Consider the following 16,004-nt stretch of genomic DNA (forward strand, 5'->3'; position numbering starts at 1 on the left):
CATGGCTCCGCTTGCCGGTCACATTCCCGATGCCATGGCGAGTGGCCGTGACAATGTCCCGTCAAGGTAATGAGACAATGCATCGCCGAGCTCCACCACCTGCACACGCCACTTCCTGCAGGCCTGCGCATGATACTGCGCAAGTCGATCGAGTCCTTGAAGGTCGTCGCTGTGAATGGATCTCACAAATGCCACGGTGACAGGCCCGGTGGCCGGTGATCTCATTCCCATTGCAATGGCTCTTTCGCGCTCCTCCGCCTGGGTATGTTGAAGCCTCTGCAGTTCGTTCACCGGCAGCGGCCGGCGGCTCGCGACTTGGGCGATCTTGCCGGCACGCCTGCACAATGCATCAAGACGAGGAATCAGCAACGCAATATGCTCCATCGCTAGTCGTGCGTCAGGCGGAGGCAACGGCTGAACCGGCAACCGGCTCGGAAGTCCCGTCCAAGACTTGTAGGCATACCTGCGCCAGAACTCCGCGTACCATTCGGCAAGTGGAGCTTCGACCCCTCCGCGAAGCCGGAACGTGCCGAGTTGATCCTCGTCCACATCCGATTCATACAACCGAAACCCCGGATCTGAGCTCGGCCGCCCCGCCTTTCCCAGTACATGCAGCATCAACTCCGCAATGCGTTCACTGGGAATACGGTCTTTGCACGAATGATGAGCACAAACTTGTTGAAAGCCGCATGGCGCGCAATCCAATTGAGGTTGCACGACCCAGTGCCCCCGTCCATAGGGACCCGTTTCTCGAAAATCCACATGGCCGACCGACACATCGATCACAGGGGTTTGCACGGCCACGGCCAAGTGCATAGGACCCGTGTCGTTGGTCAGAAGCACCCGGCTCTCAGCGAGTAATGCGGTCAGCTGCGAAACCGACGTGTGACCGACAGCATTCTTCACGGGGTTCTTGCCTCCGGATCCTCTGTAGACCTGCACCACCTGCGCAGCGGTTGCCTGTTCACCGGGGGCACCAACAAGCACAATTCCGCCTGACCATTTGTCGGAGAGTCTCGCGAGCGTAACTCCGAAGTGTTCGGGTCGCCAGGCTTTCATAACATCGCTGGCACCGGCCTGCACCGCGATCCACTGGTGCGAGTCATTGCCCGGCATAGCAAGAAAGTGCTTTGCCCAGGCACCTGCCTCGGCGGGAATGCACGCCCGAAGCGGAGCGAACTTCCCCGGCCCGCTTCCGCCCAACGCGTACACGTCGACTAAGTTGAACCGGTTCATGGATCGAAAATGATGCATGTCGCTAAAATAGTTCATCCATGGATTGTCGATGATCATGCGGCCGTCCCAGCCGCACCTTGCGCCACGAATGTCAGCCACGTCCATATAGCTCGACAAGAATGCACTGGCCGGATTGAACGTCAGATTGATAATCCGGTCGTAGCGACGTTCATGAAGCGGTGCGACCCACGCTCGCATTTCGCGATAAAGAGACCCTACATCATGTTTCGCAATCCGGCTGTTGTCGATGAATTCGTGAAAATCATAGGGTACGACCTCTTCTACTCCTGCGAGCAAAGACGTGACCTCAGAGAATCTTCGGTCGATGACCAGATCCACCTGAACTCCTGGCCACTCTTCCTGCAAACGGGCCAAGAGCGTGCCCATCTGCACGAGATCCCCCATGCGCGTAACATTCACGATCAGCACACGCCGGCTCATACTAAATCCCGCGTCTCCGCTCGATAGCTGTCCATCATCAGAATCAGCATTTCCTCCCGCCCAAGTGAGTGGCCGGCACCTCGCGAGCGGATCTCAGCCGCCACATCCTTCAACTCGACGCGGCGGCCCGCCGGAAACCGTCGCAACAGTGCGACGAGCTCCGGAGACGACGCCTCGTTCGCCATGCGATCAGCATCGCGATCTCCTCGAAGAATGGCTCCGATCCGGTCCGGTTGATGGAATCCGATCGTCGTCAGTAATTCCCTCATGCGATCCCGGTACGTATGCTCACGCAGAACACGCTGCCGGCCTGCAGACGCGATCGCGTGGCGGGCATCCGCATCGTTCAGCCAGTGGCGGATAAGCCGCGGAACGTCTGCCGCGTTCTTGAATCGCACTACTTCGCCTTCCGTGAAGACTTCCGGCAGGAGCCGGCGATCGTCCACTAGCTGGAACGCTCCGCAGGCCGCCAGTTCGAAGGTCCTCGGATTAACGAAATCAGCCTGCACGTCGAGTCCATCACCCGACCAGGAGTGCAGGTTGAGATTGATCGATGACGCGTTGAAGACCTTCACGCACGTGTCGGTGTCGATTCGTCGTCCTTCACGCTGCAACACGTGCCTCAGATTGCTGGCGCCGTCCCACTCGTTGCCCCATAATCGGAATGTCCACTCTGGCGACAGCCACCGTGGAAGGAGAGCTCTTCGATTGGCATAGCCGGCCCCCACGAAGGATACATCTGATTTGAATTCGCTCTGTTCGCCCTCCGTGAGCACTCGCGGACAATGGATCTCTGGATCCGCGGCCATGGGAAGGTAGCTGACATGCGGAGCGCCCGCACGTTTCAGCGCTTCGATACACTCCTCTCGTTGGAAAACAAACCAATACTCGTAGCCGGCCGCCAATTGCTGCCAGTACGTCAAATGCCGGTAGTTTTCGACAAACCACATGGCCGTGACAAATTTCTTTTTTCTCAAATGTTCGAGCACGGCCATGGTCAACGGTGCCTGGGCCAGCGCCAGCACCAAATCGGGCGGATCGTCCGCCAACCTGGTCATTGTTTCCAGGCTGAGCACGTCGGCAAATCGGCTCTGCAATGCAAGCCGGTTACGGCTGTCGCGGACCGTGCCGAATGCTTCGTAACTGGCGTAATGGATGTGATGGTCGATCCACGTCACGCGGTGTCCAAGACCTTCAAGCGCTCGGACAGCATACCCTGCGATTGGGAGTGAGCCTCCGTAGATCGGGCCGACGACCGCCACGTGTAATTGCCCGGACCCAGTCGTAATGGCATGGCGAAGAGCCGTTTCTAATTCTTGATGGTGAGCGGCGTGCAACCGAGCCGCCGATGCGAAGGTAAAGAACCGCAGCGGTACCTTGTGCCCAGAGAGCTGCGTCGCAAGGTCCCTTTGAGGGCCCCAGAGCCATTCCACTTCATCGAACCAGTTCCCCACGGATCTGACCGTGATTGCTTCTTTCATGAATGAGAGATCCGGCACAACGACGGCCACTCGGAGATCCCGGCCCTTCGCAGCGACTAAGGCTTCCACGTGATACAGCAGTCCGACTCCAAGCACCACACCGAGCTCCCCATCTTTCCAATCCTTGACCTGAGCGGCAGCCCAGGAATGAGCTTCCTTTCGAGGGTCGTACGAACTATGGATCCATTGTCCGTTGTGCATGGCTGAAGGACTGCCTTCTCGAGACGTCTGTATGCTCATTCCGCAAGCGCCGCTCTCCATCACGGCTTGCGCGAGAGCCGGATTGTGCTTGCGAATCCGCTCGATGTTCTGTGCAAAGTGATTCACGTATCCCTCATCCGACATCAACAGGGTGAAGCAGTTGCCACGTCCGTTCCCGTTCTTGCGGCGGACCGGTCTCCTGCCCGATTTCCGTGTAGTAGGCTCCCCAGCGATCGCAATGGCTGCGCCAGGCAGACCAGCCTGGCCGCCCCTCGTATGACGAGGTTGTCAGATAGGCAAGCGTTTCCTCGACCGGCCATCTGGAGGGTGCCACGGGGGAGGGAGGAAACGCCGGATTCGATTCCGCACGGACCGCCTGCCAGATGACATGCCCGGGCCCATAAGGTCCTGTCTCATGCACGCTCGCCCGCGAGAAGTACCAGCCGATCACTTTCGTCCCAACGGCAGCAGCCAGGTGCAACGGCCCCGTATCGCTTCCGATCACCAAGTGGCATCTGCTCAGTGCGGAGGCAAGCTCCGGCAGTGATGTACGGCCTGTCAGATCCAGCGTTCGGTTCAGCGTGGAGGACGGCAACAACTCCCTCAGTTCCTGCGCGCGCTGTTGTTCCCCCTTGTTCCCGATCAGCACAACCCGCCCGTGAGGCACCACATGAAGAAACCCGGCGATCCAATCACGCCAAACCGACAAAGGGACCAGCCGTTCGGCATCGCCCGCTCCTACCAACAAACCAACCCACGTTCCTTCGTCATTCCCGACTTTTCGAAGATCGCTTGAAAGAGAGATGTCGGGAACAGGAATCCGGCATGCTCGGCCGGGGGGGTGCACGGAACAAAGACCGCAGAAGGCATCGGAGAGATGAACACGGTGGCTATGACCCGTGCGGGCCATTTGCCGGAGATAGGCTGCCCAAGGCGTCAGCCGGTCATCCAGCACATGGAAACGGGCGCCAACGATCTCGCGGGCGAGCAAACCGCCTGCAAGAAGAGCGCGAGGATGTTGATTCAATACGTAAGCCCGATCGTAGGTCTCACACGTCACTGTCCGCAGATGACGATCAGCTTCAGCCACATGTGCAGCTCCGAAATTGGTCTCCGCAGATTCCACCTGTTGTCGCCACGTCGCCCCATCCCAGCCCAACACGGTGCGTATTCCCGGGATCATGCGGGCGATTGCGACGAACGGGGCGGGACACAACAGATCAAGCACGAGATCGGCATGGCGATCTTTGATCGAGACAATCACCGGGATCGTCTGCAGGAGATCGCCCAACCGCGCCAATTGAATGACGAGTGCGCGTGTCATGATTTTGATGAATCAACGGCTTCGAGAGCCGCTTCCCCTTCTGCCAACGCGCGCGCGAGTTCTGCAAGCCCGTCGTAGGAGGGATCCAGCACACGAAGCGTGTCGTACTCGAGCCTGGCACGGTCGAGACGGTCTGCCCGAAGCAAGACACCGGCGAAGGCGAATCGCGTGGTCAGATCGCCGGGGTTTCGCATCACATACCGGTCGAAGTGGTCGGCAAGGTCTTCCCAGCGTTGAAGTGCGGTGCCGGTGCGAAGCAACCAATGCATGGCCTCCGGATGATCGGGCCACTCAGCCAGAATAAGAGCAAACCGATCCCACGCTTGTTCGAATCGTCGGGTGCCGAACGCAGCCATCGCACTTCCCAACAAGGACTTCTGGCGATCACCTCCATGCTGCATAGCGGACGCGAATGCCGTTTCCGCCTCTTGATAGGCCTCGTGCTGCATGCTGAGGACCCCTTTGTACAGCCAGGCTTCAGCGAGGAGCGGTCGAATGGTGAGCTCAGTGTTGAGGTGCTCCTCCGCACCTTCGAATTCCCGTTGATCGATGAGCGTCCTAATGAGCAGGCATCGTGCTGCAGAGGAATCCCGAATCTGAAGGCAGCGCCGTACGAATATTTCCAGGAGCTCAGGTTCTTGGAGACGGTCACACGTCCGTGCTCCCCAGAGAAGGACGGAACAATCGCTGGGCCAATCCGCCGCGCAGATTAGCTCTTTTCGCACCGCGTCCCAGTCCTTCACAAGCGCAGCCCGTTGCGTCCTGGCCACATGGGCCCACTGATCGCGGTCTCGATTGTCGATCAGGAGTTCAAGACTGCCCTTGGTCGACCCTCCGGCTTCGTCCCAGATCAGCTTGTACCCGTCCGAGTGGTAGTACAGATCCTCGTCTGCAGACCACCACTGACCACCCCAACGCTCGGTAAGCAGGCGGCCATTTTCTTCTTCAAACTGTTTACGCCCCGGCGTTTGGCTCTCGAGGTGATAGAGGACGCTTTGTGGCTGGTACACAATAACGGAACCTGCGGCCTTGACTTTGAGGCAAAGATCCACGTCTTCAAAGCCGTTGCGAAACCGCTCATCGAAACCTCCCACCTGTTCGAAGAGATTCCGACGGATCAATAGACAGGCGGCTGTCACAGCCTGAAATTCGCGCCGCTGATTCACGGCCGGATGGTCGGCGGGTGCGAGCCGATAAATATGATACGGAGACAATTGTTCCCGAAGGAAGATGACCCCGGCGTGCTGAATGGTGCCGTCCGCGTAAAGAAGCTTGCTGCCGACTACTCCCACCTCACGATGCGTCTCGACTTCCCGCAGCATGGCGCTCAACCATCCGTCCAAGGGCACCGTGTCGTTGTTTAAGAAAATGAGATGTCTGCCCCGTGCGGCTTGCGCGCCTTGATTGCAGGCTCTGGCAAATCCGAGGTTTTCCTGGTTGCGGATCACTTGGACATCACCGCTCAATCCCGAAAGGAAAGCCGGAGTATCATCGGTCGAATGATTGTCGACCACGATCAATTCCCACGAGACGTCTTTGGTGGTCGTTGCCAGCGCTGCGACGCATTCCCGAGTCAGCTCACACCGATTCCAGACCGGAATAATCACCGAACAATCATAGGTCCGATCCGTCTCCCGAACTGGCTGCCGGGACGAAGGAGTGGACGGTCGAATGGACGGGGGGTACGTCGCCCGCAGTCGCTTCTCCTCCGGTTCGGCGATCTCTTTGCGGTTCGATAGCCCTTCGGGCGACCGCCAATACAGCCCCGTGACGACGGGAATGTGCAACAGCTGGTGCTGGGCGCCGAGGCGAATCCAGAAATCCTGATCCCCCAACGCCACATAGGTCTCGTCGAAATAGCCAACGGCGCGATGAACCTCGCTTCTCCACATCGGATGCGGACCTACACCGCAGTGCGTCAGGAGGCCCTCGTAACGGTAGTCGGGCCATTGCCATAGATCACAGCGATCGTGTCGCTCGAATGACTGATGAGGTTGAGCCGTGATCGAGGTATCACCATAGACGAGCGCCACATCGGGCCGTTCCTCCAAGGTCTTCGCCAATATTTCGTATGCGTCAGAACGGAGCCGATCGTTGGTGCTAAACGGCGTGATGAATCGCCCTTTCGCCAATTTGATGGCGACGTTCCAGGCCGCATACACCCCGATGCGCGAAGGCATTCGCAGATAGATGATGTTCTGATGCCGTTGCTGGAATTCTCGAACAATCGAGCCTTCCTGCTCGGGAGAGGCGGCATCGACCACGATAATCTCCATTTTCCCCATCACCGTCTGTCGCTCAAGGTCCGAGAGGCACTCCCGCATGAAGGCCTCTGCGCAATAGCTGGATACGATCACGGAAATGAGCGGATGCTCGGATCCCCCAGCTCGCTTGGGCCGCGCCATGTCTGCGCGAAATCGGCGATTGACGAACAAGGCGTTCCCATGAGTAGGCGAATCAGGACCCAGCGGGGCAAATGAGACCAGGTCATGATCGGCCTGCAAGACCTCCTTGAGATCATCCAGACACTTCGCCCCCGCATAGACTTCTTCCAGACTCGCCTCCACATACAGTGCAAGAACGCGCGCTTTCAGGTCCGGGGAAAGAGATGAGAGAATTTGGAATTCCGCACCCTGCACATCGAGAAGCAGCATATCCGGTTGACTCAATCCATGTTCCTGGATGATCGACTCGAGCGTCCGGCAGGACACAGGGATGGAGCGAATCTCGTGGACGTGCGGAAAGATCTGCTTATGCTTTCCCAAGTGCAAGAGGGAGCTGGATTCACCGTCGTTGTTCGTCAGGAAGAAGTCCCGTGTCGCATTTTCATTCGACAATGCACAGCAGAACACCTTCACGCGGGAATCGACCTTCTCGAACCGCCTGAGATATTCGGCCAGTTGCGGAATCGGTTCGAACAAGTAAATCCGCTCCAGATTTGGGAACAGCCGATCAAACAAGTCGCGCTCCTGGAATCGATGGGCGCCGATGACGTAGAGGGAACGGATCTGTTTCGCCGTCTCGGTCTGATACAGCGACATAAAGGAGTCATGCTGTGTCGGTGTTGGCATGGAGACCTCGCTGGCCGATGCGATGATCTGATGATTCTGGTGAGAAATGTCGTGCTCCACTGAGACGGTTGCGTGTCGACCGGCAGATCCCTGGTCCAGCACCTGCTCGGAACAATAGGCATCCCAGCGCGGCGTCAAGCTGAGCATGCGGTGCCCGCGTGCGTGCTCGGAGAGGGTTTCACGCAGCTGACTGTGCGCGATGAATGTCAGTTGAGGAGCGATCGTCAACGACTCTTCCATGCCCCATCGGACATCCGGCACGGCAGTATGCAATGTGTGATGACCTGCAGCCAATGCTTCCGCATAGGGGACGAAGCAATGGCGCAGGCTCCCATACGTCAATGGATAATGCGCATGCGAGACCGGAATAGCCGCATCCGCCGCCACGAGTTTGAACGAATGAAAATGATAAAATATCAGCGACTGCCCATCGACCAGCGTCGAGCCGTTGTCGGACGATGCGATCACGTATCGATCATGATTCCAAGGTCCGACGCCTCCACCCACATGTCGAAGGATCGTCACGCCGCGAAACCGCTGCGGCCAATCGTTGAGGTACAACTGGTCTCCCATCTTTCCCTGTTCGTAGCGCGTGAAGCACCATTCGATGCAGCGGGCGCGCCACCATCGCAGTGCATTCAGACCGTTCTCATCACGCCGAAACATCAGCAATCCGACGTTGAAACGGCCATTGTGCGTCGCGAGATCCTTCTGACGAGGGGAGAACCGATGTTCGTGGATCAGGATGGACGTCTGACCGAGTTCATCAAACAGTGGCTGAGGCGATGAGAAAAAGAACAGGTCGGCATCGAGATAGGTCAACACGTCGACCTGTCTGTGCCGCTCCATGATGCGAAGAATGACAGTGGGTGTCAGGGTCCAGTAGTACTCGACCAGGCTTCTGGTGGGTTTGACGCCAAGCAAGGGCCGATCGCGGGATTCGATGTCGTGCAGTGGGATCGGCTGGACATTCGCAAGCCCGAGGCGTCGAAGAACCAGGTGAGTCATCTCATCCATGCAGACGACGAAGATCACCCAATCTTTCGACTCGCTCACGCGCAAGGAGTCAATCAGAGCCAGCCCTCTGACCAGGTAGTTGCGATCGAAATAGGTGCAGTAGTACCGCGTCATGGATGCTTCTCTCGGTTCGGATCGATATGGCGCCCCCCGTTGCGGCTCGACGGCTCCTGCCACAGGCGGAGCGCGCTGGCAATCCGGTCGATGTGCCCGTCTTCCAAGTCCGGATGACAGGGGATGGTCAGGATCCTTTGATAGAGAGCTTCCGTAATGGGCAGCTGATCAGATCCGCGAAGTCGTCCTGCATACGCCGGCTGCAGATGAACAGGCATGGGGTAGTGACGGGCGCTCGCGATGCCGGCGGAACGAAGATGCGCTTCCAATGCCTCCCGGGCCCGGCTTTCCACGACAAATAGATGCATGGCATGGAGGGTATCTCGCACGCTCACGGGAGGCTGGAGCCCGGTCCCCACCAACGCGGCCTGATAGGATTGGGCGATCGTCCGTCTCCGTTGGTTGCGTTCTTCGAGAAACGGGAGTTTGAATCGGAGCACGGCGGCTTGCAATTCGTCGAGACGGGAATTTCTCCCCTGCGTCTGACTGATATATCGTCGCTTCCATCCGTACTGCCGCAAGGCGCGGAGCGTCTCCGCTATCGAGGGGTCATCGGTGACGATAGCGCCGCCATCGCCCAACGCTCCAAGATTCTTCGTGGGATAGAAGCTGAATGCAGCCGCATGTCCGAATGTCCCGACCTTGCGACCGTTGATCGCGGCACCATGGGCCTGCGCGCAATCTTCCACCACCTTGAGACCGTGCCCGTCCGCCACCGCGAGAATCTCGTCCATCGGAGCCGGCTGTCCATAAATATGGACTGGCACAATGGCTTTGGTCCGGGGAGACAGCACCGAACGAATCAGACGGGGATCCACACATCTGGTCTGCGGATCGATGTCCAGGAAGACCGGACAGGCGCCGAGATATTCAATCGCGGCCACGGTTGCCACGGCCGTGTGCGAGACGGTGATGACTTCGTCACCGGCGCTCACACCTACCGCGCTCAGCGCGAGAGCCAATGCGTCGGTGCCGTTTGCCACACCGACACAGGCGACCACACCGAGGTATTGCGCCCACTCCTGTTCGAACGCCTCGACCTCCTCACCGAGAATGTAGGTTCCCTTCGTCAGGACACGCTCGACGACCGTCATCAGCGCGTCACGTGTCCGCAGCGCCTCGGCGCGCGGGTCGGCCACCTGAATGACGTCATGCCGCGACGGCAAGAGGCCAATAGTGTTGGTAGTGCTTCGCATAAAACTCCAGGGTTTGACGCAGCCCGTCAGAGAGGGAGGTGGATGGTTTCCATTTCAGACATACAGCGATTTTCCGGTAGTCGCCGTAGTAGTCCCCGATATCGATCTGTTTCCGTTCAGCCGGAAAGGGAACCATCTGGTACCGGCCGTGCCGGTGCAGGCGCACCAGCAATTCCGCCGTATCCATCAGACTCACCGGATGATCATCGCCGAGATTGAAGATCTCTCCCACGGCTTGAGGAGCGGAGGCGGCCAGCAGCAAGGCGTCGACGACATCCTCGACATAGTTGAAATCACGGATCTGCCGGCCCTCGCCGTACACGGTGATAGGGCTCCCGTCGAGCAGCTGCCGAATCCAGATCCCCAAAAACGTCTGCCGGGCATCGACGACGCGCATGCGAGGGCCGTAGGTATTGGTGAGACGCAGGACGGTGGTCCTGATGCCGTGCACCTGGTGATACAAACGGTGGTACATCTCGCCGGCCAGCTTATTGATGCCGTTGACGTCGACCGGCTGCAGCGGATGTTGTTCGTCGACAGGCAGATAGTGAGGTTTGCCGTAGATCTGACGGGTGCCCGCAAAGACGACTCTAATGTCTCCGTTGTACCGCTTGCAGCACTCCAGGATCGAGAGCTGCGCGCGCGCGTTGATCTCCAGATCCGGAAATGGATTATCCATTGAATCCAGATGGCTGGTTTGCCCGGCCAAATTGAACAGATAGTCGCGGTCGCGAATGAGATACTTCATGGCATGCTCATCCCGGACATCCGCGATGTTGACCCGCACATGATCGCGGACCGCCTCGATGTTCCAGAGATTGCCGCCATATTCGGGAATCATGCTATCGACCACCGTCACATCGGCCCCTTGGTGCACGAGCCGAATCGCGAGGGTCGACCCGATGAATCCGAGTCCGCCCGTGATCAAGACCCGGGCTCGACGAAAGGGCGCCATGCTATCGTGCTGCGTTGAAGACATAGGTCGTCTCAAACTCGTCTTTATCCGGCTGTTCGTGATACGTCAGGGCGGACGACAGCTCCAGTCCCGATTCTTCACAAAGGCTGAGAATCTCGCTTTCGCTGAACCGCAGTTCGAATGTCTCCACGCCGTAAGCGAACTTTTTGAAATGCGCGGTCGCCGATTTCCGCGTAACCGGAGTCCGGTGGAGCACGACGATGGCTGACGCGACGCGTGCGGCTTCCTTGATATGCGCGCGATACTCTTGAACGTGAAGTAGAACGCCGGAGGAGACAACGATGGGAATCGACCGATCGGCGAATGATAGGCTCCCACCGTCTCCGACCTCAAATCGGGCATTGGGATAGTAGCTCCTGGCCATGCGGATCATGGCCTCAGAGAAATCGATCCCGAAATAAGAGAGGCGAACATTCAGCAAATATTGCAGAGCTTCGGCGTAATAGCCGCTGGCGCACCCAATCTCCAGCAGCTCGATGTTCGGCCTGACGTACGGCTGCACCGCGTCGGCCAATACACGGAATACGATGGGTGGCTGCCCTCGGTACATCTCACGCAGCTCGACATCGACCAACGCTCGCTGCTTGAGTGGAATCGAATCCGAACGCCAGGATTGGACCAGGTCAGGCGTGACCTGGTCAGGCCGTATGGCTGTGCGGCCATAGGAGACACGTCCCAAGTCTGGATCCGGCAAACGATTGTTCCCCGTTTTCAATTCGAGGTGCCGGCCGAGGATTTCCGATGTATGGCGCATGCGCGCTTCATAGGTATGCTCCCGCCCGGTTCTTTCATGGGCGCGCTCGGCGATGGCCCTCGCCTCTTCGGGATGAGCCAGGTAATACGCGATGAGTTCCCGGCATTCTCCAACGGAACGATACGCAACGACCTCCGTTCCAATTTCGAACAGGTCGCTCAGATTCTCCTTGTAATCCGTAACCAATAGCGAACCGCATCCAGTCGCTTCAAACAAACGCATGTTGTTCGCATTCATCTTGGCGACATCGATATGGTGATTGACAGTGATGCGCGATCTGGCAAGGATGGAAAACATATCCAGTCCCCAGGCCTCGCCATGGAGGCGCGACACATCCACATGATGCTGTTTCAGGGCGGTGGTCCCATACCCCCACACATGCAGCGGCAGGTTCTTGCCCAGATCAGCCAATAATTCATGCCGCTCGCGATGGGCCGGAGACAGTCCTCCGACGAAGGTCAATGGATAATCCCGAGAGGGTTGCCCGAGGCGATGGAACACGCGTATGTCGAAGGCCAGGGCCTGATAGTACGCCGCACGCTTCTCCCCCCGGAACCGGTCCACAAAATGAGGAAACGATGAAATGAGCACGTCGAATGCATCGAGGTCCGCATTGGGAGGAATGGGAGAGGCAATCTGGCCGACAATCAAATCTACATATGGCCGGGCGGCTGCAAGAAATTCCCGTGACCCGACTCCCAAGTCCTGCAGATAGAGAACCTGCGGCCGCAGGCGCTTGATTTGCTCAATCGCGATCGTCAAGGGCGGACACTGTGGATCTATGCCCCGCTCTTCAGCCCATCGCTTCTGGAGAGGGCGGCAATTGACGATGATATCGGAAGCCTCCCAGTCCGCCTGCCGCAAAGCAGAAGAATAGAAATCACTGTCGCCGAAACACGTTTCCTGCAAAGACGCCAATTGCTCTTCATAGGACCCATCGATGAGGGATGGCGCGCTCGAGTAGTGATGAGAAAGAAACGCGTCATAGTACGTGTTGATGAAGAGGCATCGCGGATTGGAGAAAACGTTCTGCGCGGTGGGGGTCTCTCTGACTGCAGTGACGGTGGACGGCGAGGGCGCCGGCTGCTCTAGCAAGCGCCGGGACTGCTGGTCCAGGCCGGAGGCCATATGGCTGCTCGAGGCCGGCGACGGGATCTTGCGCACTTCAACGTCAAACGAGCCTTCCCAGAGCAGCATGGTATTGACCAGATCCGCCTTGAGATACAGCAGCGATGTCAGCGCCTTTTCACGTTTGGACTCCGGGGCGACATGCATCTTCATCAAAAGGTCGCATCGCAGACCTTGGATTTCACGAGGAAGATATTCTGTGAACGTGAGCCGGCCGTGAAGAAGCTCGACGGCCCAGCGATGATGGCTAATCTCCGCCGTGTTCAACCACAAGTCTTTCCCCCTCGTCGGCGTCTCGACGTACCCTCGCTTGCCGATGCGCATCAATTCTCGACAGGCCCGCTCGGGGTCAGCCACGTGTTCGAGCACATGGGAGCAGTAGACGAAGTCAAATTGCTTATCCGGGAAACAGCTCATGTCCTCAAGGGTACAGATGGTCACCGGAATGCCTTCCGGTCGCTTAAATGGGGCACCTGCTCGACCGTAGCGGTCGTCGTCCGGAGCCACATCGGCCAGATGCGTTGCGAAGGGAAACGGATCGTTGCCACTTCCTATGTCCAGGATCCGGTCGCCTGGTTTGATTGCAAAATCAAAGAGGCGCGATTGATACAGCGCATAGCGATTCGTGTTCTGCGGCAACATCTGATACAAATCATAAAGCTCAGCTAAGATATCGATCGCGGCATGCGGATGGCCGACTGCCAGTGCTTCGTAGAGATCAATGGCTTCCAAATTCTTGCCGCGTTGAAACAACATACGTGCTGTCCGCAGGCCTGAGAGTAGGTCCGCGGTCTCAGCGGTGTGGATTGTCCGACGGCCTTTTACCAAAGTCGGCTCTATTGCGGAATGCGCCATGGTTTGCGTGGTCGGCATATCGAGATCACATGACGGAGTCGATGAGCATTCATTCCAGGGCACATCAAGATGTGTGCCACTTGACAATACCGAAAAAACAAGGAGATCCACGCAAAGTGAGAAAGAGAAGATAACTGGGAGGGAAAAAATTACCGACTCTGATCGAGTCCGACTTTGCTGTGACTCGGAAAATATTGCCCGATGCTAGCGGATAGGAAGCATGTCACAGGCTTTCTGAGCGGTCCATTGCTGGATGGCATTCTGAACCGATCCGCCCCATCCGCGAAACTCGATGTATTCCATCTCGTTGAAGCGAAATTCGATCCCCAGCAGATAGTTGGCTTCCTGCTCCTGCAGGTTCTTCACTACGCCGGTGAGATTAGTAATGTGACCGACCCCCGGCAGAGCGAATTCGAGTTTTACGAGAGCGCCTTGGCCAAGCCCAGCGGGAAGGCGTCCAATGAGCACGCTGCATCCGCTTTTGCTGAAATCCTGGAGCAGCCCGCCGATGAATCCATGGCTCGCAGACGACACAGAAGTGGAGGAATCGGGCACCTGCATCAGCAGCATGGGCTCATGACTCTGGACCCGAACATCCTTCCGCAGATGAAATTCTTCGACCTGGCTTGGGAAGGACAGAAACAGGAGCGGAGCCGGAAGCACCTGCGACTCGCGCACTTCCGTTCGATAGCCGATCAGCTTTCCCTCGTAGACATAACTCACCAGACAAGGCGTGCCAGCCGTACAGACGATTTCGTGCTGATCATGGAAGGGCCATTCACAGACCAGCCAGGCATGGTCTTTCCACCCCAACAACGTCGAACCGACCTGTACTTTCCCGCGGTGCGTCTGAAACGAAAGCTTCAGGGGCAGGCCCACAGACAAGAACGACGAGGGCTTGGAGTGGCGCGCCTCGTTCACGCGGCCTCCTGATCGAGATAGACCGCCGGGTTCACTCCGACGATGTGAGGATCCAGCGCCGCATGAATGGTTCGTCTCGGCTTATGAAGTTGCTGGGACAGATCTGTTACCTCGGGGGTCGATAGGAGCGTGTTGCCGGCCGATTTCACCACCAAGACGCACGGTTGTAACGGCTTCTCACGATTCACCTGACGCACGATCGCCGTTTCTCCAGTGTTCAAGGCGACGCAGGACCCGACTGGATAGACTCCCACGACCTGAATGAATCGTTGAAGCAGTACGCCGTCGACGTGGCCGCGCTGCGCGAGTTGGTACATGAACTGAAGAGCTTCGTGGGGGGGCTTGGCTTTGTGATAGCAACGGTCGCTGGTGATGGCATCATAGATATCGACAATGGCCGCTATCCGTCCAAATTCACTGATATCGGCCTTTCGTCGATGATGGGGATATCCGCTTCCGTCCACTCGCTCGTGATGTTCGAGCGCCGGCTTCAAAAATGGATCGCTGAGGCCTGTCGTTTCAGACAAAACCTCCACACCCCGCATGACGTGCTGCTTCATGATCTCAAATTCATTGTCTTCGAACCGACCGGGCTTGTTCAGAATTTCGAGTGGAATTCGAGTCTTTCCGATATCGTGCAGAAGCGTGCCTACCCCCAAATGATGCAGCGATTGACGGCCGAGGCCTAGATTCCGTCCGAGGGCCAGCCCCAGCAGCGACGTATTGACAGAATGAAAGAATGTATACTCGTCGAACCGCTTCAGCCGTGAAAGACTCGTCAAGGCATCTGGATTGCGCAACACACTGTCGGCCATCGCCGTCACCACCTGGCTCACGACGTCCATACTGATATCCCGTCCCATGCGGGCATCAGCCATGGCCCGTCCGATAATATCTTTCGCCGCATGATACGCCTGTCGCGCCGCCGGCAGCTCCTCGTCGAATGAACGGGTCTCCTGACTTCTCCCACTATTCTCCCCTTCACCAGAGGAATCGATCTCTGTCGGATCATGTGCCAACTCCGAAGCAGGGAGCGGTGCATCCGTCACGGTTTCAGGTTGCGCCTCATCGACTTCGACGTCCAATACCCGCACACCACACGCGCGAAGCGCGTTGATCTGCTGAGGCTGGGTAATTCGAATGCGATGTCGCAGAAACGGTGTTTCCGCCCATGGCTTGTCGAGTTTCAGGATCTTCATCCCCACTGTCAGTTCATCAATGGATATGTGTTTTTTCATCTTGTACGCGTAGACGAATGGAGCCGACCATGTTCTAAGAGACAGCAATAC

The 16,004-nt window shown here is 57.7% G+C and carries 9 protein-coding genes; all 9 read right to left on the reverse strand.

Annotation, left to right across the window (positions count from 1 at the left end):
* Window positions 1-18: 18 nt before the first annotated feature.
* Window positions 19-1,677: a glycosyltransferase family 9 protein gene (locus W02_RS09270; protein WP_173046996.1), complete on the reverse strand. Its 1,659-nt coding sequence runs from the start codon at window positions 1,675-1,677 to the stop codon at window positions 19-21.
* The gene (locus W02_RS09275) at window positions 1,674-3,485 is read right to left on the reverse strand and encodes a glycosyltransferase (RefSeq protein ID WP_173046998.1); all 1,812 of its coding nucleotides are present in this window, start codon (window positions 3,483-3,485) and stop codon (window positions 1,674-1,676) included. The genes W02_RS09270 and W02_RS09275 overlap by 4 nt, the downstream gene beginning before the upstream one ends.
* A 7-nt stretch (window positions 3,486-3,492) precedes the next feature.
* The gene (locus W02_RS09280) at window positions 3,493-4,683 is read right to left on the reverse strand and encodes a glycosyltransferase family 9 protein (RefSeq protein ID WP_173047000.1); all 1,191 of its coding nucleotides are present in this window, start codon (window positions 4,681-4,683) and stop codon (window positions 3,493-3,495) included.
* Window positions 4,680-8,885, reverse strand: a complete 4,206-nt coding sequence (locus tag W02_RS09285) for an FkbM family methyltransferase (RefSeq protein ID WP_173047002.1) — start codon at window positions 8,883-8,885, stop codon at window positions 4,680-4,682. The genes W02_RS09280 and W02_RS09285 overlap by 4 nt, the downstream gene beginning before the upstream one ends.
* Entirely contained in the window at window positions 8,882-10,081 is a 1,200-nt protein-coding gene (locus W02_RS09290) for a DegT/DnrJ/EryC1/StrS aminotransferase family protein (RefSeq protein WP_173047004.1), read from the reverse strand. Before W02_RS09290 ends, W02_RS09285 begins: the two co-directional genes overlap by 4 nt.
* Window positions 10,035-11,036: an NAD-dependent epimerase/dehydratase family protein gene (locus W02_RS09295; RefSeq protein ID WP_173047006.1), complete on the reverse strand. Its 1,002-nt coding sequence runs from the start codon at window positions 11,034-11,036 to the stop codon at window positions 10,035-10,037. The genes W02_RS09290 and W02_RS09295 overlap by 47 nt, the downstream gene beginning before the upstream one ends.
* A 1-nt stretch (window position 11,037) precedes the next feature.
* Complete coding sequence (locus W02_RS09300) at window positions 11,038-13,695, reverse strand: glycosyltransferase (protein ID WP_173047008.1); 2,658 nt, start codon at window positions 13,693-13,695, stop codon at window positions 11,038-11,040.
* A gap of 303 nt (window positions 13,696-13,998) precedes the next feature.
* Complete coding sequence (locus W02_RS09305; RefSeq protein ID WP_173047010.1) at window positions 13,999-14,715, reverse strand: flagellar brake protein; 717 nt, start codon at window positions 14,713-14,715, stop codon at window positions 13,999-14,001.
* Window positions 14,712-15,953: an HD-GYP domain-containing protein gene (locus W02_RS09310; RefSeq protein ID WP_173047012.1), complete on the reverse strand. Its 1,242-nt coding sequence runs from the start codon at window positions 15,951-15,953 to the stop codon at window positions 14,712-14,714. Before W02_RS09310 ends, W02_RS09305 begins: the two co-directional genes overlap by 4 nt.
* Window positions 15,954-16,004 lie beyond the last annotated feature (51 nt).

The sequence above is a fragment of the Nitrospira sp. KM1 genome (genome assembly GCF_011405515.1).
In the GTDB taxonomy this organism is placed as follows: domain Bacteria; phylum Nitrospirota; class Nitrospiria; order Nitrospirales; family Nitrospiraceae; genus Nitrospira_C.